The sequence below is a fragment of the Amycolatopsis japonica genome (assembly GCF_000732925.1).
Taxonomy (GTDB): Bacteria; Actinomycetota; Actinomycetes; order Mycobacteriales; family Pseudonocardiaceae; genus Amycolatopsis; species Amycolatopsis japonica.
This window is the reverse complement of the sequence record NZ_CP008953.1, coordinates 2006784-2027557: the sequence shown is the minus strand read 5'-3', so window position 1 is coordinate 2027557 and position 20774 is coordinate 2006784. Positions and strand designations below refer to the sequence as shown.

Here is a 20774-nt window from a genome sequence, read left to right as displayed (position 1 = left end):
CTCAGCCGCTGAAATCGACGTCTTCGCTCATCACCGTCCCTCCCTTTCGGCCCGGCGCGGCCTGATACCGCCAGTACAGGTTCGTGTGCGCGATGACCAGTTCCGGCGCGATTCCGCCCCACTCGGTCTTGTCCACGGTCGTGTGCGCGTCGCCGACCAGCGTCGCGTCGTACCCGCGGACGATGGCGCCGTGCAGCGTCGAACGGATGCAGGCGTCGGTCTCGGCCCCGACGACCACGAGCCGTCCGACACCGCGTTCGGCCAGCACCTTCTCCAGGTCGGTGTCCTCGAACGAGTCACCGTAGGACTTTTCGACGACCGGCTCGGCTTCCTCCTGGTTCAGTTCGCCGACGATGCGCCATTCTTCGCTTCCTCGCACGAGCCCGTCGTCGGAGTGCTGCACCCAGACGACCGGGACGCCTTCCCGCCGTGCCCTGCCGACGAGCCCGCCGATCTTCGCGACCACGGCGTCGCGCTCGTAGCCCTCGTCGACGACGGCGTTCTGGACGTCGACGACGAGGAGCGCGGTGTTCGGCCGGTTGTCGAGAGTGGTCATGACGGGTATCCCTCCAGGTCAGGCTGCTGAGGCAGACCCTAGCCCGGACCACCGACAAGAACGGCGATCAAGCTCCCGGAACGGCCAGCGCCTTCGTGTTGCGCTGGACAGCGGACCACGCGCCGTCCCGGCACAATCCGCAGGACGGGCCGAAGAACTCCGCACGGGCCCGCTCGTCACCGGAAAGCCAGAACCGGAACCACGCCGTGATGGCGCCACGGAACCCGCCTCCGTCGCCGACGGGCGTGAAGTGGGTCGCGCCGCGGAGTTCGCCGTAGATCGCGGGGACCTGGTCCGCGAGGCGGTAGCGCGGGATGACCAGCAGCCCGGGGATGACGATGGTGTCGAACTGGCCGCCGAGGAAGAACGAAGGACCCTTGAGTGCCGTGGCGGAGCCCTGCGGCCCCGGTTCGATCGGGATCGTGGTGGTGACGCGCGCGTCGGCGCCGGCGGCGATCGCTCCGCCGCCGCCCTGGGAATGGCCGGTGGCGCCGATGTGCGCGGTGTCGATCTTCCCCTCATAGCGGCTGCCGGGACGGGAGTTCTCGGCGATCAAGGTCGTGGCACCGGCCAGCATCTCCTGCCCCGAACCGGCGTTCGGGGTGTCGGCCGCCGCGACGACGAAACCGTGGGAGGCCAGATGCCGCAGCAGGCCGTCATAGGTCTTCGGGTTCGCGCCGGTCCCGTTGCCCCACAGGATGACCGGATGCCTCTCCAGCCGCGAAGGCCGGTACACGGTGTGCGCGCTGTCGAGGGCTTCGACGGTCACCGCGTAGGGGCCTGGTTCGCTCCACCGGGTGTCGATACCGGTCGCGGCCGTCGCGGCGGGTGCGAGGCCGACGGTGGCGAGCGCGACCATCCCGGCGATCAGTGTCCGTGCGCGAAGTCTCCCCATGATGGCCACCCGTCCCGTTCCGCCAGGACCCCGTTGCCCACGGCGTTCCTCTCAGGGTGTCGGCCCGGTCACCGTACGTCCATGGGGCCGATCACAAGATCGGGCGGACGAGTCTTGTGATCGGCCCCAAAGCGAGGGTCAGCCGACGAGCTGCCACAGGTAGCTCGGACTCTTCACCGGTGCGACGGCGTTCTTCTTCCAGAGGTACTTCACCTTGCAGGGTGGGACGATGCGGTACTTCTGCACGGTGAAGGAACGGCCTTCCTTGTACTGCTGCAGCCGCAACGTCTTCCCCGCGGGCACGGTCGCGGCGTAGGACCAGGAATCGGCCTTCGAGTAGCTCGCGCCGACGCTCACCGCCAGCGAGACACTCGCCTTCGCGAAGATGACGCCCGCCTCGGCGCTGGTCGTGCCGGTGATGGAGGCGTTGACCGACGAGGTCGTCGTCTTGTTGTAGGTGATCGTGCCCGGCCCGCGCAGGTAGTCACTGCGCAGGTTCGTCTTCATCCAGGCCTTGGCGCCGTTCGAGATCGTGTAGTCGGGCGGATCGTTGACCTCGGGACAGGGCTGGATCGCGAGCGACGAGGGCCCCGCCCCGAGTGCCGCGGGCGCCACGCACAGGGCGCAACCGAGAAGAACAGAAGCGGCCATCGACCGGAAACGCATCGCGAACCTCCCGTTGTCGATCATGACCGAACGGTAATACGGCTCCTGGTGACGGCGTGGAAATCCAACCTGTTCGAGTTACGCCCGACTGTCCACTGTGGTCTTCACCCGAACGTCGAAAGCCCGTCCAGCAACCTGTCGACGTCGTCGACGCTGGTGTACGGTGCCAGCCCGACCCGGAGCGCCGGATCCTCCAGCTTCAAGGCCGCGAAGACTTCGTGGGCGTAGAAGGATCCCGCCGGCGCGACGACGTTCCTTTCGGCGAGATGCCGTTGCGCCTCGCGCTCCCGGCCACCGAGGCCCATCAGCACGGTCGGGGTCCGGTCCGCCGCCTTGCAGTGGACGGTGACGGCGTCGCCCAGCCCCTCCTCCAGCCTGGCGCGCAACGTGCTTTCGTGCTCGTGCAACGAGTTCATCGAATTCGCGAGCCGTTCTCGCCGTGATCCGCCCGCTCCGGGGTCCAGCGCGGCGAGGAAGTCCACCGCCGCCGTGGCACCCGCGAGCATTTCGTAGGGCAGCGTGCCGAATTCGAACCGCTCGGGCACGCTGTCGGGCGACGGCACGAGCTTGTCCGGCTCGACGGTTTCGAGCAGGGCGGGCGACGCGCCGAGCACGCCGCAGTGCGGGCCCAGGAACTTGTACGGCGAGCAGACGAAGAAATCCGCTCCGAGCGCGGGCACGTCGACCAGTTCGTGGGCGGCGTAGTGCACTCCGTCCACGAACACCAGCGCCCCGGCGTCGTGGGCGAGATCGGCGATCCGGCGGATCGGCGGCTTGGTGCCGAGGACGTTCGAGGCCGCCGTGACCGCGACCAGCCTCGTCCGTTCGGTGAGGACGAGGGAATCGAGGTCGAGTTCCGTGGTTTCCGGGTCGATGTCGAGCCAACGGACGGTCATTCCGGCGCGCTCGGCGGCCTGGACCCACGGCCGGACGTTGGCGTCGTGATCGAGACGGCTGACGACGATCTCGTCGCCCTCGCGCCAGCTTTTGGCCAGGTGCCGGGAAAAGTCGTAAGTCAGCTGGGTGGCGCTGCGGCCGTGGACGACGCCTTCGGCAGGCACACCGAGGAAGTCCGCGTAGGCGTCGCGGAAGCCCGAGACGGCGTTCTCCGCGTTGAGTTCGGACGGACTGATCTTGCCCCGGTTCGACAACGGACCGGTCAGCGTACCGGCGATGGCGTCGGCGACGGTCCGGGGTGTCTGGGTACCCGCGGGTCCGTCGAAAAAGGCGGTTCCGTCGGCGAGGGAGGGGAAGTGGAGCCGGAGGGCGGCGACATCGATGGCCATGTCCCCGACTCTGACATCCAGGGAGGCACGCGTAAACGCTTCGTGGCCGGAACTTCCTCCGGCCACGAAGCGTCTCGGACTCAGTACAGCGTCAACCGGTACGCGCCGGACTGCGCGGTCCCGGCGAACAGATACCGGCCGTCCGCGCTGACCGCCAGGGAGAGCACCCTGGAATCGGGCAGCGCGCCGGGCACGGGCGACCAGGTGCGGCCGAAGTCCGTGCTGCGCAGCACGCCGCCGCCGGTCGCGTTGCTCGCGAACCACACCCGGAAGTCGAACGGATGCGGCAGGATCCGGCTGATCTCACGGGGGTCCTCGCCGTCGAAGACCCGGCGGAACGTCTTGCCGCCGTCTTCACTCAGGTGGATGCCCGCGCCGCCGATGAGCACGCGGCCGCCACCCCATCGGCTGATCGAGATCGCACTGACCGGCTGGCTGGTCACGTGGGTCCAGGTCTTGCCGCCGTCGTCCGACCGGGACAGGCCGTCGGAGTCCCCGCCCCAGACCCGGTCCGGATTCCACGGATCACCGGCGAACGCGATGAAGCCGTTGTCGGTCGCGAGCTTCTCCCAGGTCTTCCCGGCATCGTTGCTGCGGTAGAGCACGTAGCCACTGGGAGCGAAGGCCGAGACGAGCACCCGGTTCGGGTCGGCCGGGTGGGCGAAGATCGCCCTGGGGAGGCCTTCCTTCGCCTTAGCCGCGAATTCCCAGGTCCGCCCGCCGTCGCCACTGCGGAGCACGTCGAGCGAGAAACCGTTCCGGGTGACCTGCCAGACGACGTCCGGTCGGCTCGGCGAGACGGACAGACGCGCGTCCTCGTGCAGCCGGTCGGCCGGGTGCGACTGCCAGACCCGATCCGCCGCGGCCACCTTGCCGCGCGGGAGCGGCGTGTTGTAGATCTCCTGCACACCCGCCGCGACGACGCTCTCGCGCAGCAGGTTCCCGGTCGTCACGAGGTCGCGGATGGATTCGCCCGGGACACCGATCTGCTGGTAGCCCCGCTTGCCCTCGTCCGCGTACACGCCTCGATAGAGCGAGGAGATCAGCGTCGTGGCGGGTTTGCCCGGTCCGGCGGGGAGGTCGATCATGTCGCTGACGCCTTCGCCCGCCGCGGGCACCGGTTTGCGGGACCAGGTGCGGCCGAAGTCCGCGCTGACGTCTATGTCGTTATACGTCGACACGTACAGCCGTCCACCGAGGAAACGCGGTTCGCGCAGGGTCTGCTCGCCGGGATCGCGGCGCAGTACCGTCCAGGTCTTGCCGCCGTCGGTGGAGCCGTGCAGTTCGGGGCCGACCGTGACCACGAATCGCTTGCCGTCCGAGGCGACCTGGTTGATCTCGCCGTTGGCCCGGTAGACGAGTTCGGCCTGCGGCTCCTTGCCGCTGACCCCTCGGACCACCCAAAGGGCGTACTCGGGAAGGACTGTCGTGAGGTAGGCGTCGTCGCCGACCAACGTGAGCTTGAGCGCGCCGACCGGCGAGGCGTTGCCCTCACGCGGCCAGGTCCTCGGCACGTCGTTCCAGTGCTCGCCACCGTCGGTGCTGACGCTCAGCGAATCCATGTTCTGCACCACGACGACCCGGCCGGTCGGGTCCGTGGCCATGCCGAACGCGCCGTCGGGGTACCACTCGCGCAGGGTTTCCCAGGTCTGGCCGCGGTCGGTGGTCCGCACCAGCATGCCGCGCCATTCGCCGAGGAAGCCCGCCGGTTTGTTGCCCACCGCGAGCATCCGGTCCGGGTTCGCCGGATCGACGAAGAATCCCTGGATGGAGGTGTCCTGCGGCAGTCCGCGGCGCACACTCCAGGAAGCGCCGCGATCGCCGGAGAGCCACAGGGCGGGCGGGCTCGGCTGCATCATCGCGAGGCCGGCGGGCGAAACGGCGAGCATCCCGCCGACGCTGTTCGGGCCGACCGGTTCCCAGCCGCCGCGCGGCTTCCCGGTCGCGTTGACGTCCGAGGGCGGTGCCTGGGGTTCGGCGGTGGCCACCGACGTCGCCCCGGTGGTGCCGAGAACCGTCAGCAGCCCGAGAACGAACATGCGTTTGGTGATCGATCTCAGTTTCATGCGGGAGATCTTGGCGCAAGATCCGGAAAAGAGATAGAGGATTCGTCGGATCTTTGCCTGGCGATAACCCCTTCCCATCTTCGATACGCCTTGTCAAGACTTGACTTACCGAAAACTCATCGGATGACTATGGCGATCAGCGCGGCGGCGAGCAGGGCGAGGTACGCGATCGCGTGCGCACGGTCCGGGATCCGGCCGACCACGCGTCGCGTCACGGCGATGGTCGGGAGCGATCCGCACAGCAGCGCGCCCGCGGCCACGAGGTCGACGTAGCCGACGTGAGCGCCGCCCGAGGACGCGCCCGTCGCCGCGAAGGCGTAGACGGCTGCGCCGATCACCGCCACGGGCAGGCTCAGCGGGTTCGCGAGCGCGGTCGCGTCGGCCATCGGCAGTCCCTTGCGCCGCATGAGCGGCACGGTGAGGACGCTGCCCCCGACGCCGAGAAAGCTCGCCACGGCACCGATCCCGGTCCCGCCCGCGATGGTGGTGACCCCGCCGAGAGCACGCGGTCCGTCGTCCTCCCGTCTGCTCACGAAACCTTTCCGGGCGACGCTGTCGGCGATGGTCAGCGCGAGGTAGGCGACGAAGAGCCAGCGCAGGACACCCTCGTCGGCCACGGTGGCGGCGAAGGAGCCGAGCACGGCGCCCAAACCGATGAAGGCGACGAGCGGCCACAGATAGTCGCGGCGGAGCCGGCCCGTCCGCAGCTGGGCGAGGGTCGCGCTCCCGGCGTTGACCACCATCACGGCGGTCGACGTGGCCACCGCCACGTGCATCGCATCCTGTGCGTGCTCCGGATCCGCGAGCGCGAAGGCGTAGACGACGGGCACGGTGATGAACCCGCCGCCGAATCCGAAAAGGACGGTGGTGACGCCGCTCAGGCAACCGAACCCGAGGAGCACCGAGATCTCGATCAGCACTCCCTCGACGGTAGGCCCCGGCGGCACGGCGGGCATTCGAAAGGTCGCCAGTTTCTTTCGCGGATCGGACACCCGGCGTAGCCTCGGTGAGGTGCGTGACATCCCCATCGACGAGGTCGACCATCTCGACCGCGCGGTGGTGGCGATCCGCACCGATTACCCACCGGGGCACCGGATCCTCCCGCATCGGCACCGGCGGGCGCAGTTCCTCTACAGCGCGACCGGGTCGATGCGAGTCGAAACGGCCGACGGCACGTGGACCATCCCGACCCGGCGCGCCGTGCTCGTCCCGCCGGAGACCGTCCATCAGGTGTTCACGACGACCGTGAGCACCCGGAGCCTGTACATCGAGCCGAAGGCGGTGCCGTGGTTCCCGCGCCGCTGCCAGGTCGTCGAGGTGTCCGCGCTGCTCCGGGAACTCCTGAACGAGGCCGTCGGCGTGCCGGAGCTGTACACCGCTCGCGGACGAGACGCCGCGGTCATCGGCCTGACCCTGCACGAGATCCGCCGGTCCGCGCCGGTCCGGCTCGACCTCCCGCTGCCGAAGCACGAACGGCTGCGAGCCCAGTGTGAGTCCTTTTTGGACGCTCCGGACATCCACGATCCCGCGAGCGAGTGGGCGAACCGTCTGCACGTGAGCGAACGGACGCTGAACCGGCTCTTCACCGCGGAGACCGGGATGGGTTTCGCCCGCTGGCGGCAACGGGCCTGCGTCCTGCATTCCCTGTCACTGCTGTCGGACGGCCTGCCCATCGCCGCGATCGCCGCCTCGCTCGGCTACGAGAGCCCCGCCGCGTTCTCGACGATGTTCACCCGGCTTCTCGGCACTTCACCGAGGGACTACCGCGCCGCGTCCGCGCTCTGAACCCGGTGTCTCGCCCAGGCGAACAAAGGAGTTCATCGCATGAGCAAGAACGTACTCGTCACCGGCGCCGCACAAGGGAAACCGCCGCCGCCTTGGGTTCCTGGCGGAATCTTCGCCGGATTCCGACTACGCCTGACGGCGCTCATCCACGCTGTGCTCGTGCCGCCCCGACGCAGTACACACCGAAGGCCGCGACCCCGACCGCCACCACGATGAGGAGCACGGTGCCGAACGGCTGGGCGGCCAAGGTCCGCAGGGCGGCGTCGAGCCCGCCGGAACGGGACGGGTCATGCGTCAACGCCGCGTACCCGACCAGTACGGAGACCACACCGAACACGACACCCCTTGCCACGTAACCGATCCTGCCCAGACGCTCCACCCATCGCCGGGTCCCCGACGGGAGCTTCGCGAGGTCGAGGTCCTGCTCGAAGGTCCGGCGTATCCCTTTCACCGCCGAGCCCACCGCGACGCCGAACACGATGACGGCCACCACGGCCACCAGGAACGGGCCGGCGGGCAATCCGAGCAGCCAGGCGGTGAACTCCTGCTGCTTCTGGTCGCCGCTGCCCTGTTCCCCCGCCCCCAAGGCGACCTTGGCCGCGTACACGCCGAGCGAAATCCCCACCAGGCAGCGCACTCCGGACGTCACCCGCTTGACGGTGCGAGTGCGCTGCTTGTCGATCCACGTGTAGCCGACGGCGGCCAGCAACCCCTGCCACAGGCCGTAGGCCACCAGTCCCACCGCCAATACCCACAACAGCACCCCGCCCGCCGGGGTCGAACCGACCTCGGTGATCGCGCCGCGTCCGTCGGCCTCCTGTCCGCCACCGCCGACGGCGACACGCACCGCCAGGTACCCGATGAGCAGGTACACCAGCCCGTAGCAGCCCATGCCGATCCGTCCGAGCACCTGGACGGCCTTGTTGTGGCGCACCTGTCTCGCCTTGGTCGTGGACATCCGGTCCACCTCCTCAGAGTCTCCATCGAGTGTCGCCGCCGACGGTGAAGACCGCCGCGTGACTGGTCCGTCCGGCCCAGCGCGAAGGAGGCCTACGCGGACAGCCAGTCGTCGGTGTCGCGATGCCTGCCGAGCCCCACGGCGTCGAACTCGTCGAAGTGGTCGCCCTTGAGCGCGCCCAGCCGTCGAAGCGCCTGGGAGATCGGGCTGCCGTCGGCCGGGTCGGGTTCGTCTTCGTCGACCTGCAGCGGGCCGAGAACGGTCTCGCCGCCTTCCCACACCTGAGCGAACTGCGTCCCGGCGCCACCGAAGTACTCGGCTTCGACGTACGCCACGGCGCCGTGCTCGGAGCACTCGGCGAGCGGCCCGGTGTCGAATCGCGTCTCGGCCACCGGCATCAGCGACAGGTTCTGTCCGAGCGGCACGAGCCTCGCGCCTTCGAGCGAATCGAGCACTCGGCGCCGTGCGGACTCGGTGACGATGACGGCTCGCAGGCAATACATGCCCGCATCCTGCCAGTTCGCCGTCCCGCGAAGATTTTTCCGCCGACGATGTCTATCCGCGCCGCCCGCGTTCGTAGCCAGGGTGAGAGACGAACTCACCCGAAGGAGCATCATGACCGCGACCTACACGTTCGACGTCTTTTCCAGCCTCGACGGCTACGGCGCCCACACCGGCGATTGGGGCGGTTACTGGGGCAAGCAAGGCCCCGAATTCCTCGAACACCGTCTGGCCCTGTACTCCGAGGAGCAGCGGATGGTCTTCGGCGCCACCACGTTCCGGACGAACATGGAGATGCTCAACGCGGAGATCCCGGACGTCGAGGCGCTGGATCCATGGGTCTCCCGGCTGAAGCACCTGCCGGCGACGGTCGTCTCGACGACCCTGCGGGAGCCGCTCGACTGGCCGGACGCGACCGTCGTGAGCGAGGACGCGGTCGACGTCGTCGCCCGGCTCAAGGAGGAGTCCGAAGTGCCGCTGCGCTCGCACGGCAGCCTGTCGATGAACCGGGCGCTGATGGCCGCCGGCCTGGTGGATCGCGTGCAGGTGACGGTTTTCCCCGTGATCACCGGCAGGACCGGAGCGGACGCGATCTTCCGCGGTGCGGCCGACTTCGACCTCGAACTGCTCGAGAGCCGGACGTTCGACGGGCGTGTCCAGGAGCTCGTCTACCGGCCGACTCCGCACTGACCATCCACAAAGGACGGTCGCGTCGATCCCGCCTACGCGGTGATCGACGCGGCCGGTGCCCCGAGCCAGGGCGCCAGCAGGGCTTCGAGGTCGGCGTCCGACAGCGCGTACGGTCCGCCGTGGAACTCGTGCCACCGCGAAGCGTCCCGCGCCGCCGTGTACTCCACCTCGAACGCCCGCATCAGGACGTACATGAAGGTCACCGAGCTGAACCGCTCACCGAGCAACGTCCTGGCCTCGCGCGCGACACCGGTCGCGCCATGGCCGAGCACGTCCGCGAGCTTCAGCTCCTCCGCAGCCGGGTCCAACAGGCTGGGGGCATACATCACGACAAAATCTCCATCACTGAAAGGAAAACTCAGTTCTCGGCGGCGAGCTGACCGCACGCCGCCGCGATCTCCTGACCACGCGTGTCACGCACCGTGCACGCCACACCGCCCGCGTTCACCAGCCGGACGAACTCCCGCTCCACCGGCTTCGGCGAGGCGTCCCACTTGCTTCCCGGCGTCGGGTTCAGCGGGATCACGTTCACGTGCACCAACTGGCCCAGGTGCTGGCGAAGCCGCTTCGCCAGCAGTTCGGCACGCCAAGGCTGGTCGTTGACGTCCCGGATCAGCGCGTACTCGATCGACACCCGGCGGCCGGAAGTGTCCGCGTAATACCGGGCCGCGGACAGGACCTCGTCCACAGACCAGCGCTCGTTCACCGGCACCAGCGTGTCCCGCAGTTCGTCGTCCGGCGTGTGCAGCGAAACCGCCAGGCGCACCTGCATCTTCTCGTCCGCCAGCTTCCGGATCGCCGGCGCGAGACCCACCGTCGACACGGTCACCGAACGCTGACCGATCCCGAGTCCCTCCGGCGAGGGATCGGTGATCCGCCGGACCGCCGCCACCACCCGCTTGTAGTTCGCGAGCGGCTCGCCCATGCCCATGAAGACGATGTTCGACAGGCGGCCGGGACCGCCGGGCATCTGTCCGTCGCGCATCACGGCGGCGGCGGAGCGGACCTGGTCGACGATCTCCGCGGTCGACAGGTTCCGGTCGAGGCCGCCCTGCCCGGTCGCGCAGAAGGGGCACGCCATGCCGCACCCCGCCTGGCTCGAGATGCACAGGGTCGCGCGGTCCGGGTAGCGCATCAGCACGCTCTCCAGCAGCGTCCCGTCGTGCGCGCGCCACAAGGTCTTGCGGGTGGTCCCGTCATCACAGGCGAGCGCCTTGATCTCGGTGAGCAGCGTCGGCATCAGATCGCCGACGAGCTTCTCCCGCGACGCGGCCGGGATGTCGGTCATCTCCTCCGGGTTCACCGTGAGCCGCGAGAAGTAGTGGTTCGAAAGCTGTTTCGCGCGGAACGGCTTCTCACCCAGCTCGGCGACGGCCGCGGCCCGCTCGGCGGCGGTGAGATCGGCGAGGTGGCGCGGCGGGAGGCCGCGCTTGGGCGCGTCGAAGACGAGAGGGAGGGCAGTCATAGCTCATTCAGTGTCCCACGTCCACCTGCGACGCGCCTCGGCCGCCCTGGATCGCTGTTCCCCAGGTCACGTGAGCCGTGCCCGGACCGACCCATGCGTCGTTCACGCCGGCTCGTGCGGATCGCACGTCAGGAGACGTCCGGAGGTCACGTCCGGCGCCAGACTTGTTCATGTCACGCCACGGAGCGTGACGACCCCGAGTGAACTACAGGAGGAACCATGATCTCGACCTTCGAGCGCCCCGCCGCCGTCGTCGTCCACAACCGCGCCGTGGTCCACAACCGCGCGGTCGTCCACAACCGCGCCGTCGTGCACAACCGCGCGGTCGTGCACAACCGTTCCGCCGCCAAGTAACCGGCCGACCAGCCGCCCGCGCCGCCGCGATCCCGGCCACGGGGATCGCGGCGGCGAGGCGGGAGTCCAGGAAACGATGGGGTTGCCATGGGGTCCGAAGAGGTCAGACCGCGGCTCGACGGGATCGAGATCACCGATCTCGAACCAGAGCTCTGCTTTCTCGTCACCCCCAACGGGGGACAGTTCTACATCGCCGCGCCCACCGGGGAATTCCGCGCCTGGGCGAGCCGTTGCGACGGCACCCGGACTCGCGCCGAACTGCTGGACGGCATGAATCCGGATTACGCGGAAATGATGGACATCCTCGAAGCGGACGGCTGCCTCCGTCCCGACCGGGGCACCGAGGCCGACGACGTCACCACCACCGCGATCGTTCTCACCGGCTCGCCCGTGCTCATCGAGCCGCTGGCGGAGATCCTCGAGGCGGTCGGGTACGCGAGCGTCGAAACGGTCCCTTACTTCCATGACCTGTCCGAAATGGACCTGAACAACACCGTCGTGGTCTCCGCCTTCGATCACCCCGCCTACACCGAATTGATCGCGCTGGACGCGTTGTGCGCCGGAAGCGGGGTGCGCTGGCTTCCGTTGCGCCGCGAACGTGGCCGCGTGATCGCCGGACCCGCGATCGCGCCCGGCGGCATCGATTTCGCCGACGTCGTCGCGCGGCGCCGCTCCGCCGCGCAAGACCCGCGTGTCGTCGAGGCGTTCCTTTCCGCCCCCTCCGGCTCCACCCCGCTTCGGCCCGGCGACGCCCGCTGGGCGCTGACCACCCTCGCCGTCCATCTCGGACGCTGGCTCTCCGGCGGGCGAACCGCCATGACCACCGGCGAGATCGAACTCAACCCTGCGGACCTGACCGAGATCCGCCGCCCGATCCTCCCCGTCCCCGACCGGGCCCGGACCGTTCCCACCGTGACCGATCCCGAGCTGCTGGTGGACGATCAGACCGGGATCGTGACCGGCGTCGGCGAAATCCCGCCCACCCCGGGAATGCCCGCCCGGCTGCGGGTCTGCGCGGTCGACGTCGCGGACATGCGCCGGGTGACGAACTGGCCCAACGACCGTCAGGCCTTCGGCACGTCGTGGTACGACTTCGACCTCGCGCGGCAGTCGGCCATCGGCGAAGCTGTCGAGCGGTACTGCGGAAGCTGGCTCGCTCCGGAGCGCGAAGTGTGCTTCGGCAGCTACAACCAGTTCCTCCGCTACGGCGTACCCGCGGTCGACCCTCGACGGCTGAACCTCTATTCGGCTTCGCAGTACCGGTCGCCGGGTTTCCCGTTCGCGCCGCTCACCCGGGACACGGAGTGTTCGTGGGTGGAAGGCTTCTCCCACACCACCGGCGAACCCGTGTGGATTCCGGCTTTCCTGTTCTCGAACGAACGCCGACCCGGGGAAGCGCATTTCGCCGACCCTCTGATCGCGGGCCTCGCGAGCGGGACCACCGAGGAGCACGCCGTCACGTCCGGCCTCGAAGAGGTTCTCGAGCGCGACACGACCATGCTCTGGTGGGCCAACACACCACGCCTCGGCCGTCTCTCGATCCCGGACGAGATCCGGTCGCTCATCGCCGACGCCACCGACGACTACGAGGTCGCGCTCATCCACCTGGACAACGAGTTCGACGTCCCGGTGATCGCCGCGGCGGTGTTCGACCGGGTGAAGCGCTGGCTGTCGATCGGCTTCGCGGCCCGGCCGGACGCACTGGAGGCCGCCAAGAAGGCGCTCGCCGAAGGCTTCACGCTCCAGCACACCTGCCACGCACTCGACGACGAACGCGAGCTGTCCGGTATGCGCCGGGACCTGCCGCATCTGGGCAACCTCAAACCGCACCGGGCCGATCGGCGCTACCTGGACTCGTATCGCCACGATTTCGCCGATGTCGCGGATCTCCTTTGCCAGCAACAGATCTACCTCGACCCACGGGCCGCGAAGCGAGTGAAGCCCTGGGTCATGGACCTGCCGAGCCGCGACTGGGCCGATCTTCCCGCCCTCGGCGAGCGGCGGCTCAAGGCCTACCAAGCCCGCGTCGAAAGCCGGGGGTTCGAGGTGATCAGCGTCGACCTGACGACCTGTGACGTCGCGGCCGCCGGATTCCACGCCGCGCATACGCTCGTGCCGGGCCTCGTTTCGAACTTCCCCGCCGGATCGCCGTTGTGGGGGAACGGAAGGATCGCCGACGCGGCCGTGGAACTCGGCTGGCGGGACGAACCTCTCGCCGAGCACGAACTCAACGTCTTCCCGCTTCCCCACGCGTGATGGCCACCGCGGACCTGCTCGGTCTCCCCAGCACCCGCGGGCGGTTCCCGCTCATCGCGGCGCAAAGCGTCGACGCGCTCGGGACCGGTCTGTTCCTCCCGTTCGCCGTCGTGTACTTCCACGCGGCCAAGGGCCTTTCGCTGACGGCCGTCGGAGCGGCGCTGTCGATCGCGGCGCTGATCGCGTTGCCGTCGGGGCCGCTCGCGGGACGGCTGATCGACCGGTTCGGACCAGGCCGGATGGTGATCACCGCCAACCTGATCCGGGCGGTGACCTTCACCGGCTACGTCTTCGCCGACGAGGCGTGGCATCTGGTCGTCCTGGCCGCGGTGACCTTCTGGGGCGAGGGCATGTTCTGGCCGTCGACCGGCGCGCTGGTGGCGCAGGTGGCCGACGACGGCCAGCGCGCCCGCTGGTATGCGATGGAACGCGCGCTGCGCAACGTCGGCATCGGGCTCGGCGGGCTCCTCGGCGCGGCGATGGTCGCGTGGGGCGGCACCGCCGGCTACACGGCGATCGTGCTGGTGAACGCCGCTAGTTTCGTCGTCGCCGCGGTTCTGGTCGCGTCGTGGCGCGCCCCGGCGGGCACCCCGCGCGAGACCGAACCGGAGGCCGCTCCCGCCGGCGGCTACCGGAAGGTGTTCGCCGACCGGATCTTTCGCGGCGTTCTCGTGACCGTCTTCGTCTTCGCGTTGTGCGACCTGGCGTTGACCGTCCTGCTGAGCGCCTACGTCCTCGACGGCCTGAAGCTGCCGGCTTGGCAGCCCGGGGTCCTGTTCACGGTCAACACGGTGCTGATCGTGCTCGCGCAGACCGTGGTGTCACGCCGGGTCGAGCGGCGAAGCATGCCGCGCACACTCCGGCTCTCGGCCGCGGTCTGGGCGATCTCGTTCGCCCTGTTCGCGCTGGTACCCACCGGAGAGTCCACGGCGGCGTTCCTCGTGCTCGCCCTCGCGATGATCGTCTTCACCTGCGCCGAACTGCTCCAGGCGCCGACCAGCAGCGCGCTGACCGTCGCGATCGCCCCGGCGCGGCTGCGCGGCCGCTATCTCGGCCTCGAAGAACTCGTGTGGAGCGCGGCGCGGGTGATCGCCCCGGCGATGTTCACCTGGTTGCTGTCGCACGGTCCGGCTCTGCCGTGGCTGGTGCTGATCGGCTTCTGTGGCGTGGCGATCGTGGTGCTGGGCAGACTGAACCGTGCGCTCTGAACTGGACGACGTCTACCGCCGCGTCTATCGCGAACCGCCTTACCTCGAAGGCGAGGACGACGTCGCCCGGTTCGGCGTGCTGTTCGCCGAACACGCCGCGCTCCCCGGGTTCGCCATGACGACGGTGCGCGAAGCCGGAACGATCGGCGGCTTCGCCTACGGGGTCCGGCGAGAAGCCGGCTGGTGGCCTGGCCGTGCGACGGCTCCGGCTCCCTCGTGGCTCGACGGCGAGGAGCTGTTCTACGTATACGAACTGGCGCTCGTCCCCGAGCTCCGTGGCCGCGGACTGGGCCGCGCTCTGCTCGACGACCTGCTGAAAGAGCGACCGGAACGGTTCGCCGTACTCGCCTCACGCGTCGAGGCGCCGGCGCGGCGGCTCTATCACCGTTGGGGATGGCGGAAGGTCGGCGCGTTCGACTCCGGCGGCATCGACCTGCTCGCACTCGCCCTCTCCTGAGACCCAGATCACCGAAGACGGGTTGCCGTACGACTGTTTCCGATATATCGTGAACGAGTCGGAACATTACGAAGAGAGGATTCACATCATGCGACGACGACCTTTCCCTCCAGAACACGGCCGACCCGCCTTCGGGCCCTGGGCTCGCGGCGGCTTCGGCGACTTCCCCCCGGGCCCGGGTGGGCCGGGCCACCGGCACCGGCACGGCCGTCGCGGCGGCCCCGGTGGACGGCGCGGCAAACGCGGTGACGTCCGCGCCGCGATCCTGGCGCTGCTTTCCGAGCAGCCGAGGCACGGCTACGAGATCATCCGTGAGATCGGCGAACGCAGCGGCGGCTTCTGGAAGCCGAGCCCCGGCTCGGTCTACCCGACCCTGCAGATGCTGGCCGACGAAGGCCTGGTGATCAGCAAGGACGAGAACGGCAAGAAGCTGTTCGAGCTCACCGAATCCGGCCGCGCCGCGGCCGAGCAGCAGGACGCCGTCCCGCCGTGGGAGCAGATCGCCCACGACGTCGACCCGGTCGAGGTGAACCTGCGCAAGGCGGGCGCGACCCTGGCCGCGGCGGTCGCGCAGGTCATGCACGCCGGCAGCGAAAGCCAGCAGGCCCGCACCGTCGACGTCCTCAACGAGGCACGCCGGACGATCTACGGCATCCTCGGCGAGGCCGAGGACACCGCCCCGGACGAGGACACGGAGTGATCCGGCACGACGAGGCCGGTGGGCTTGGCGCGCGTATGCACGCGATAGCCCACCGGCAGCGTCACCTGCTTCTCCCCGGTACCTGACGAAACCTCGTTGAGCCGCCGGACCTCCGCGATCGCCTTCGCCGCGACCGGAGCGCTGAACTCGATCTTCAGCACCGCGTCCATCGCGGCGGCGTCTTCGAACAGCCACCGCGTCATCACCTTGCGGCAGTCGAATCCCTGACGCGCGAAGAACTTCTCGACCCCGGGCGGGTCGTAGTGCGGCAGATCCAGCCGCATCCAGCGGCCGTAGGGCTCACTCGTCACGTCGAGATCCACGATCATCATCAGCCCACCCGGGCGCAGCACCCGCTCCGCTTCGCGAAGACCGGGTTCGCAACCGGGGCCGAAGAAGTACGCGGTGCGGGCGTGGACGACGTCGAAAGCCTCGTCCGGCAAGGGAAGCCGCTGCGCACGCCCCTGCCGCACCTCGACGTTCGCCAGCCGCTCCACGCGGTTCCGCGCGTCACGGACGAGCGGCTCATGGGGTTCGACGCCGACCACCGACCGCGCCGTCGCGGCGAACCGCGGCAGGTGGAAACCGTCACCACAGCCGATGTCGAGGACGTCCGCCCCGGACCAATCGCGGGCCCCGGTGAGCACGCGCCAGATCTCGTCGTCGACGTCCTGCGCGCGGTTTTCGACCTCGTAGGCCTTTTGGTAATACCAGATGTTCGGACTCGGCAGCACCTCCTCGCCGCCGCGGCGGGAGGAGGAGAGAGCTCGGGGAAACCAGCGCACGGAAGCTCCAACGAAGGGACGCCGGGCCGGGTTCCGGGGTATCCGGGCCGAAATCTTTGACGGAAACAATGCGGTCAGCGACTAGACTTTACTCCCACCGGTAAGGGAGAACCGCATGTCGCTTGGCTCGGCCGCCCACACTTCCGTCATACCTTCGGGAATCCCGTGCTGGATCGAGCTCGCGTGCAGAGACGAAGCGGCCGCACAAGCCTTCTACAGCGGGCTTTTCGACTGGGAGTTCACCGTCCAGCGTGATCCGGCGACGCCGACCGGCCGGTATTCGATCGCGACGCTGAACGGCGTCCCGACCGGTGGTCTGTACCGCGCGGGCGCGGACGGACCGTCCGGCTGGAGCGTTCACATCTCGGTGTCCCAGGCGGCCGCCGCCGCCGAATGGGTGGACAGTCTCGGTGGCCGGGTCACACTCGGACCGATGGCGATCCCCCATCGCGGCAGCATCGTGCACGCCATCGACGCGTGCGGCGCGCACGTCGTCTTCTGGGAGCCTCCCGCCACCTGGGAGTTCGCGACCGGGGTGCCGAACACCTTCAGCGGCGCGGATCTCAACACCCACGACGGCGCGGCGGCGGATCACTTCTACTGCCGCCTCTTCGACTACACCAGCCACCAGATCGGCGACGGCGCGTCGCTCGACTACGCCGAATGGCTCATCGAGCACGAACCGGTGCTGTACCGGTACGTCATGGGCTCGGAATACCGGCCGGACACTCCCCCGCACTGGATGGTCTACCTCGCCCTCGACCCGGCTCGCGGCGCGGACGCCGCGGCCGGACAGGCGTTGATGCTCGGCGGTGCCGTCGTGGTCCAGCCCTACGACACCCCGTACGGCCGGATGGCGATCCTCGCCGACCCGGACGGTTCGGTCTTCGCCGTGATCGACCACTCCCGGGCCGTCGAGGGCTGGGGTACCGCCGAAGTCGACGATCCCTACGACGACTGAGCCGGGCAGAGGCTAGACGGGGACGAACGCCGAGAGCAGCAACCAGGAGACGACGGCCGAAGGAAGCAAGGAGTCGAGCCGGTCCATCAAGCCGCCGTGTCCCGGCAGCATGTTCCCCATGTCCTTGACGCCGAGGTCGCGTTTGATCAGCGACTCGACGAGATCGCCCAGCGTCGCCGTGCAGACGATCGCCGCGCCGAACAGCACACCCTGCCAGGCGTGGCCGTCGAGCAGGAGGCTCAGGGTCAGCGCGCCGGCGACGACACCGGCCACGAGGGAACCGGCGAAACCTTCCCAGGTCTTCTTCGGGCTGATCGTGGGCGCCATCGGGTGTTTTCCGCCCAGCACACCGGCGATGTAGCCACCGGTGTCCGAGGCGACGACGCCGATCATGAACGCCAGCACCCGGCCCACGCCGTCCTCCGGCGGGACGAGCATGGCGGCGAAGGCACCGAAAAGCGGGATGTACGCGGCGGCGAAGACCGACGCGCTGATGTCGCGCAGATACCCGTCCGCGCCGCCGGGCAACCGCCACAGCAGGCAGACGAGCACCGTCAGCACGAACGCCGTCAGCGCGCCTTCGCGGCCATACGGCCAGGCCAGCCAGATCATCGCCTGACCGCCGACGAGCACCGGGACCAGCGCGATCCGGATGCCCGCCGCGCGCTTCAACGCCCCGGCCAGCTCGATCGTGCCGACCGCGATGGCGATCGCGATGATGCCGATGAACAGAAAGCGCACGGTGAGCAGGGACGTGACGATCGCCGCGCCCAGCAGCAGCCCCACCCCGATCGCGGCGGGCAGGTTACGGCCGGCGCGGGAAACCTTTTGCGCCGGTTCCGGCTTCTCCGCCGGAACCGGTTCCGGGTTCTCCACCCGATCCTCGCGTTCCTCGCTCACCTGGCTCATCAGACCTCGAGTAGCTCGGCTTCCTTGTGTTTCACCAGCTCGTCCACCTTGTGGGTGTAGGTGTCGGTGAGGTTCTGGAGTTCCTTCTCGGCGTGGACGACCTCGTCCTCGCCCGCCTCGCCGTCCTTCTTGATCCGGTCGAGTTCTTCCTTGGCCTTGCGGCGGACGCTGCGGATCGAGACGCGGGCGTCCTCCCCCTTGGACTTGGCGACCTTCACCATCTCCTTGCGGCGCTCTTCGGTAAGCTGCGGGATGACGATGCGGATCACGTTGCCGTCGTTGCTCGGGTTGACGCCGAGGTCCGACTCGCGGATCGCCTTCTCGATGGCGTTGAGCGAGGTCTGGTCGTAAGGCTTGATCAACGCCATCCGGGCTTCGGGGATGTTGACGCCCGCAAGCTGGTTCAGCGGGGTCGGCGCGCCGTAGTAATCGACGACAACGCGCGAGAACATCCCGGGGTGGGCCCGGCCGGTGCGTACCGACGACAGGTCCTCCTTGGCGACGGACACCGCTTTTTCCATCTTCTCCTCGGCGTCGAGGAGGGTCTCGTCGATCACGGCAACTCCCGTTGTTGTGTATGCGTACCGATTACGGAGATCAGAGCAGGACTACGCGGGCACCCCGTCGGCGGGGGTGTCGACCAGGGTGCCGATCCTTTCACCGCTGACCGCACGGGCGATGTTCCCCTCGGTGAGGAGATTGAACACGATGATCGGCATGTTGTTGTCCATGCACAGGCTGAACGCGGTGGCGTCGGCGACCTTGAGGTCCCGTTCCAGCACCTCGCGGTGGCTGATCTCGTGGAACATCTCGGCGGTCGGGTCGCTCTTCGGGTCCGCGGTGTAGACGCCGTCGACGGCCTTCGCCATCAAGACGGCCTCGCAGCCGAGTTCGAGCGCGCGCTGCGCGGCGGCGGTGTCCGTCGAGAAGTACGGCATGCCGACCCCGGCGCCGAAGATGACGACGCGGCCCTTCTCCAGGTGACGCTCGGCGCGGCGCGGGATGTACGGCTCGGCGACCTGCCCCATGGTGATGGCGGTCTGCACCCGGGTGGGCAGGCCTTCCTTCTCCAGGAAGTCCTGCAACGCCAGGCAGTTCATGACGGTGCCGAGCATCGCCATGTAGTCCGCGCGGTCGCGGTCCATGCCGCGCTGCGACAGTTCCGCGCCGCGGAAGTAGTTGCCACCGCCGATCACGACGGCGATCTGCACGCCCGTCCGCGCGACGTCGGCGATCTGCTGGGCGACCGAGTGCACCACATCGGGATCGACCCCGATGGAACCGCCGCCGAACATCTCGCCGCCCAGTTTCAGCAGCACCCGCCGGTATCCGCCTTCGACCCGGACACCCATGTCGCCCTCCCTAATGCTCTGAAACCCGACTGTGCCCCGTCCCCGATGGACGGAGACGGGGCACAGTGGTGGTTCTTGTGTTCCGCGCCTGGATCAGGCCTGGCCGACCTCGAACCGGGCGAACCGGCTCACGGCCACGCCGGCCTCGTCGAGCAGGGCCTTGACGGTCTTCTTGTTGTCCTTGACCGACGGCTGCTCGAGCAGGACGTTGTCCTTGTAGTAGGCGTTGACCTTGCCCTCGATGATCTTGGGCATGGCCTGCTCCGGCTTGCCCTCTTCGCGGGCGGTCGCCTCGGCGACGCGGCGCTCGTTCTCGACGATCTCGGCCGGGACCTCTTCGCGGGTGAGGTACTTCGCCTTGAGCGCGGCGACCTGCATGGCGGCGCCACGAGCGGCCTCGGCGGCGGCTTCGCCCTCACCGGTGTACTCGATGAGCACGCCGACGGCGGGCGGGAGGTCCGCACCGCGACGGTGCAGGTACGTGGTGGTGGTGCCCTCGTAGGCGGCGACACGGCGCAGCTCGAGCTTCTCACCGATACGGGCGGCCAGCTCCTGGACCTGCTCCTCGACGGTCTTGCCGTCGAGCGAGGCGGCCTTCAGCTTCTCGACGTCGCTGGTCTTCTCGGCCTTCGCGACCTCGACGATCTTCGCGGCGAGGGCCTGGAAGTCCTCGTTCTTCGCGACGAAGTCGGTCTCGGAGTCGAGCTCGATCAGCACGCCGCCGTCACCGGCGACGAGGCCCTCGGCGGTGGCGCGCTCGGCGCGCTTGCCGACGTCCTTGGCGCCCTTGATGCGCAGGAACTCGACGGCCTTGTCGAAGTCGCCGTCGTTCTCCTCCAGCGCCTTCTTGCAGTTCATCATGCCGGAGCCGGTCAGCTCCCGGAGACGCTTCACGTCTGCGGCGGTGTAGTTCGCCATCGTGGG

At 68.9% G+C, this 20774-nt stretch carries 23 protein-coding genes; 8 read left to right on the top strand and 15 right to left on the bottom strand.

From position 1 onward, the window contains the following. Window position 1: 1 nt before the first annotated feature. The 6 genes from AJAP_RS09920 to AJAP_RS09895 form a co-directional block, all read right to left on the bottom strand. On the bottom strand, window positions 2-556 hold the full coding sequence (locus tag AJAP_RS09920) for an isochorismatase family protein (RefSeq protein ID WP_038509924.1): 555 nt from the start codon (window positions 554-556) through the stop codon (window positions 2-4). Window positions 557-623: 67 nt separating this feature from the next. Continuing rightward, entirely contained in the window at window positions 624-1451 is an 828-nt protein-coding gene (locus AJAP_RS09915; protein ID WP_038522741.1) for a poly(ethylene terephthalate) hydrolase family protein, read from the bottom strand. A 138-nt stretch (window positions 1452-1589) separates the two neighbouring features. Beyond that, window positions 1590-2141, bottom strand: coding sequence for a hypothetical protein (locus AJAP_RS09910; RefSeq protein WP_051972395.1), 552 nt, complete (start codon window positions 2139-2141; stop codon window positions 1590-1592). A gap of 80 nt (window positions 2142-2221) precedes the next feature. After that, window positions 2222-3403 carry a cysteine desulfurase-like protein gene (locus tag AJAP_RS09905; protein WP_038509923.1) on the bottom strand — a complete coding sequence of 394 codons (1182 nt, stop codon included), beginning with the start codon at window positions 3401-3403 and terminating at the stop codon, window positions 2222-2224. An 80-nt stretch (window positions 3404-3483) separates the two neighbouring features. Beyond that, window positions 3484-5469, bottom strand: a complete 1986-nt coding sequence (locus AJAP_RS09900) for a WD40/YVTN/BNR-like repeat-containing protein (protein ID WP_038509920.1) — start codon at window positions 5467-5469, stop codon at window positions 3484-3486. Between the two features lie 116 nt (window positions 5470-5585). After that, window positions 5586-6389: a sulfite exporter TauE/SafE family protein gene (locus tag AJAP_RS09895; protein WP_038509918.1), complete on the bottom strand. Its 804-nt coding sequence runs from the start codon at window positions 6387-6389 to the stop codon at window positions 5586-5588. Between the two features lie 91 nt (window positions 6390-6480). Between AJAP_RS09895 and AJAP_RS09890 the strand changes: the two genes are divergently transcribed. Further along, window positions 6481-7254, top strand: coding sequence for an AraC family transcriptional regulator (locus tag AJAP_RS09890; protein ID WP_038509915.1), 774 nt, complete (start codon window positions 6481-6483; stop codon window positions 7252-7254). 142 nt (window positions 7255-7396) lie between these two features. Here the strand turns inward: AJAP_RS09890 and AJAP_RS09885 are convergent, their stop codons facing one another. Together AJAP_RS09885 and AJAP_RS09880 are read right to left on the bottom strand one after the other, a co-directional pair. Further along, window positions 7397-8212, bottom strand: coding sequence for a DUF1206 domain-containing protein (locus AJAP_RS09885; protein ID WP_084098600.1), 816 nt, complete (start codon window positions 8210-8212; stop codon window positions 7397-7399). Between the two features lie 92 nt (window positions 8213-8304). Next, window positions 8305-8715: a hypothetical protein gene (locus AJAP_RS09880; RefSeq protein WP_038509911.1), complete on the bottom strand. Its 411-nt coding sequence runs from the start codon at window positions 8713-8715 to the stop codon at window positions 8305-8307. A 112-nt stretch (window positions 8716-8827) separates the two neighbouring features. On the opposite strand from AJAP_RS09880, the gene AJAP_RS09875 reads away from it, so the two are divergent. After that, the gene (locus AJAP_RS09875) at window positions 8828-9403 is read left to right on the top strand and encodes a dihydrofolate reductase family protein (protein ID WP_038509910.1); all 576 of its coding nucleotides are present in this window, start codon (window positions 8828-8830) and stop codon (window positions 9401-9403) included. 32 nt (window positions 9404-9435) lie between these two features. Here AJAP_RS09875 and AJAP_RS09870 read toward each other — a convergent pair whose 3' ends face one another. Together AJAP_RS09870 and rlmN are read right to left on the bottom strand one after the other, a co-directional pair. Continuing rightward, complete coding sequence (locus AJAP_RS09870) at window positions 9436-9729, bottom strand: hypothetical protein (RefSeq protein ID WP_051972394.1); 294 nt, start codon at window positions 9727-9729, stop codon at window positions 9436-9438. A gap of 32 nt (window positions 9730-9761) precedes the next feature. After that, the gene (gene rlmN, locus AJAP_RS09865) at window positions 9762-10868 is read right to left on the bottom strand and encodes a 23S rRNA (adenine(2503)-C(2))-methyltransferase RlmN (protein WP_038509905.1); all 1107 of its coding nucleotides are present in this window, start codon (window positions 10866-10868) and stop codon (window positions 9762-9764) included. A gap of 219 nt (window positions 10869-11087) precedes the next feature. On the opposite strand from rlmN, the gene AJAP_RS45050 reads away from it, so the two are divergent. From AJAP_RS45050 to AJAP_RS09845, 5 genes are all read left to right on the top strand, one after another. Further along, window positions 11088-11222: a hypothetical protein gene (locus tag AJAP_RS45050; RefSeq protein ID WP_257485210.1), complete on the top strand. Its 135-nt coding sequence runs from the start codon at window positions 11088-11090 to the stop codon at window positions 11220-11222. Window positions 11223-11309: 87 nt separating this feature from the next. Continuing rightward, window positions 11310-13478: a YcaO-like family protein gene (locus tag AJAP_RS09860; protein ID WP_038509903.1), complete on the top strand. Its 2169-nt coding sequence runs from the start codon at window positions 11310-11312 to the stop codon at window positions 13476-13478. Further along, a complete protein-coding gene (locus AJAP_RS09855; RefSeq protein ID WP_038509901.1) occupies window positions 13478-14686 on the top strand; it encodes an MDR family MFS transporter in 1209 nt (402 codons plus the stop codon). Before AJAP_RS09860 ends, AJAP_RS09855 begins: the two co-directional genes overlap by 1 nt. After that, window positions 14676-15143 carry a GNAT family N-acetyltransferase gene (locus AJAP_RS09850; protein WP_038509899.1) on the top strand — a complete coding sequence of 156 codons (468 nt, stop codon included), beginning with the start codon at window positions 14676-14678 and terminating at the stop codon, window positions 15141-15143. The genes AJAP_RS09855 and AJAP_RS09850 overlap by 11 nt, the downstream gene beginning before the upstream one ends. A gap of 88 nt (window positions 15144-15231) precedes the next feature. Further along, a complete protein-coding gene (locus AJAP_RS09845) occupies window positions 15232-15843 on the top strand; it encodes a PadR family transcriptional regulator (protein WP_038522736.1) in 612 nt (203 codons plus the stop codon). Here AJAP_RS09845 and AJAP_RS09840 read toward each other — a convergent pair. Continuing rightward, complete coding sequence (locus tag AJAP_RS09840) at window positions 15789-16628, bottom strand: class I SAM-dependent methyltransferase (protein ID WP_038509897.1); 840 nt, start codon at window positions 16626-16628, stop codon at window positions 15789-15791. The two genes, AJAP_RS09845 and AJAP_RS09840, sit on opposite strands and share 55 nt — an antisense overlap. A 115-nt stretch (window positions 16629-16743) precedes the next feature. Between AJAP_RS09840 and AJAP_RS09835 the strand changes: the two genes are divergently transcribed. Continuing rightward, complete coding sequence (locus AJAP_RS09835; protein ID WP_038509894.1) at window positions 16744-17589, top strand: VOC family protein; 846 nt, start codon at window positions 16744-16746, stop codon at window positions 17587-17589. 12 nt (window positions 17590-17601) lie between these two features. On the opposite strand, the gene AJAP_RS09830 is transcribed toward AJAP_RS09835, so the two are convergent. The 4 genes from AJAP_RS09830 to tsf all read right to left on the bottom strand — a co-directional run bounded on the left by AJAP_RS09830 (window position 17602) and on the right by tsf (window position 20768). Beyond that, window positions 17602-18498, bottom strand: a complete 897-nt coding sequence (locus AJAP_RS09830) for a phosphatidate cytidylyltransferase (protein ID WP_037342324.1) — start codon at window positions 18496-18498, stop codon at window positions 17602-17604. Beyond that, on the bottom strand, window positions 18498-19055 hold the full coding sequence (gene frr, locus AJAP_RS09825) for a ribosome recycling factor (RefSeq protein WP_038509892.1): 558 nt from the start codon (window positions 19053-19055) through the stop codon (window positions 18498-18500). Before frr ends, AJAP_RS09830 begins: the two co-directional genes overlap by 1 nt. A gap of 51 nt (window positions 19056-19106) precedes the next feature. Next, window positions 19107-19850, bottom strand: coding sequence for a UMP kinase (pyrH, locus tag AJAP_RS09820; protein WP_005154669.1), 744 nt, complete (start codon window positions 19848-19850; stop codon window positions 19107-19109). Window positions 19851-19943: 93 nt separating this feature from the next. Beyond that, a complete protein-coding gene (tsf, locus tag AJAP_RS09815) occupies window positions 19944-20768 on the bottom strand; it encodes a translation elongation factor Ts (protein ID WP_038509890.1) in 825 nt (274 codons plus the stop codon). Window positions 20769-20774: the final 6 nt, after the last annotated feature.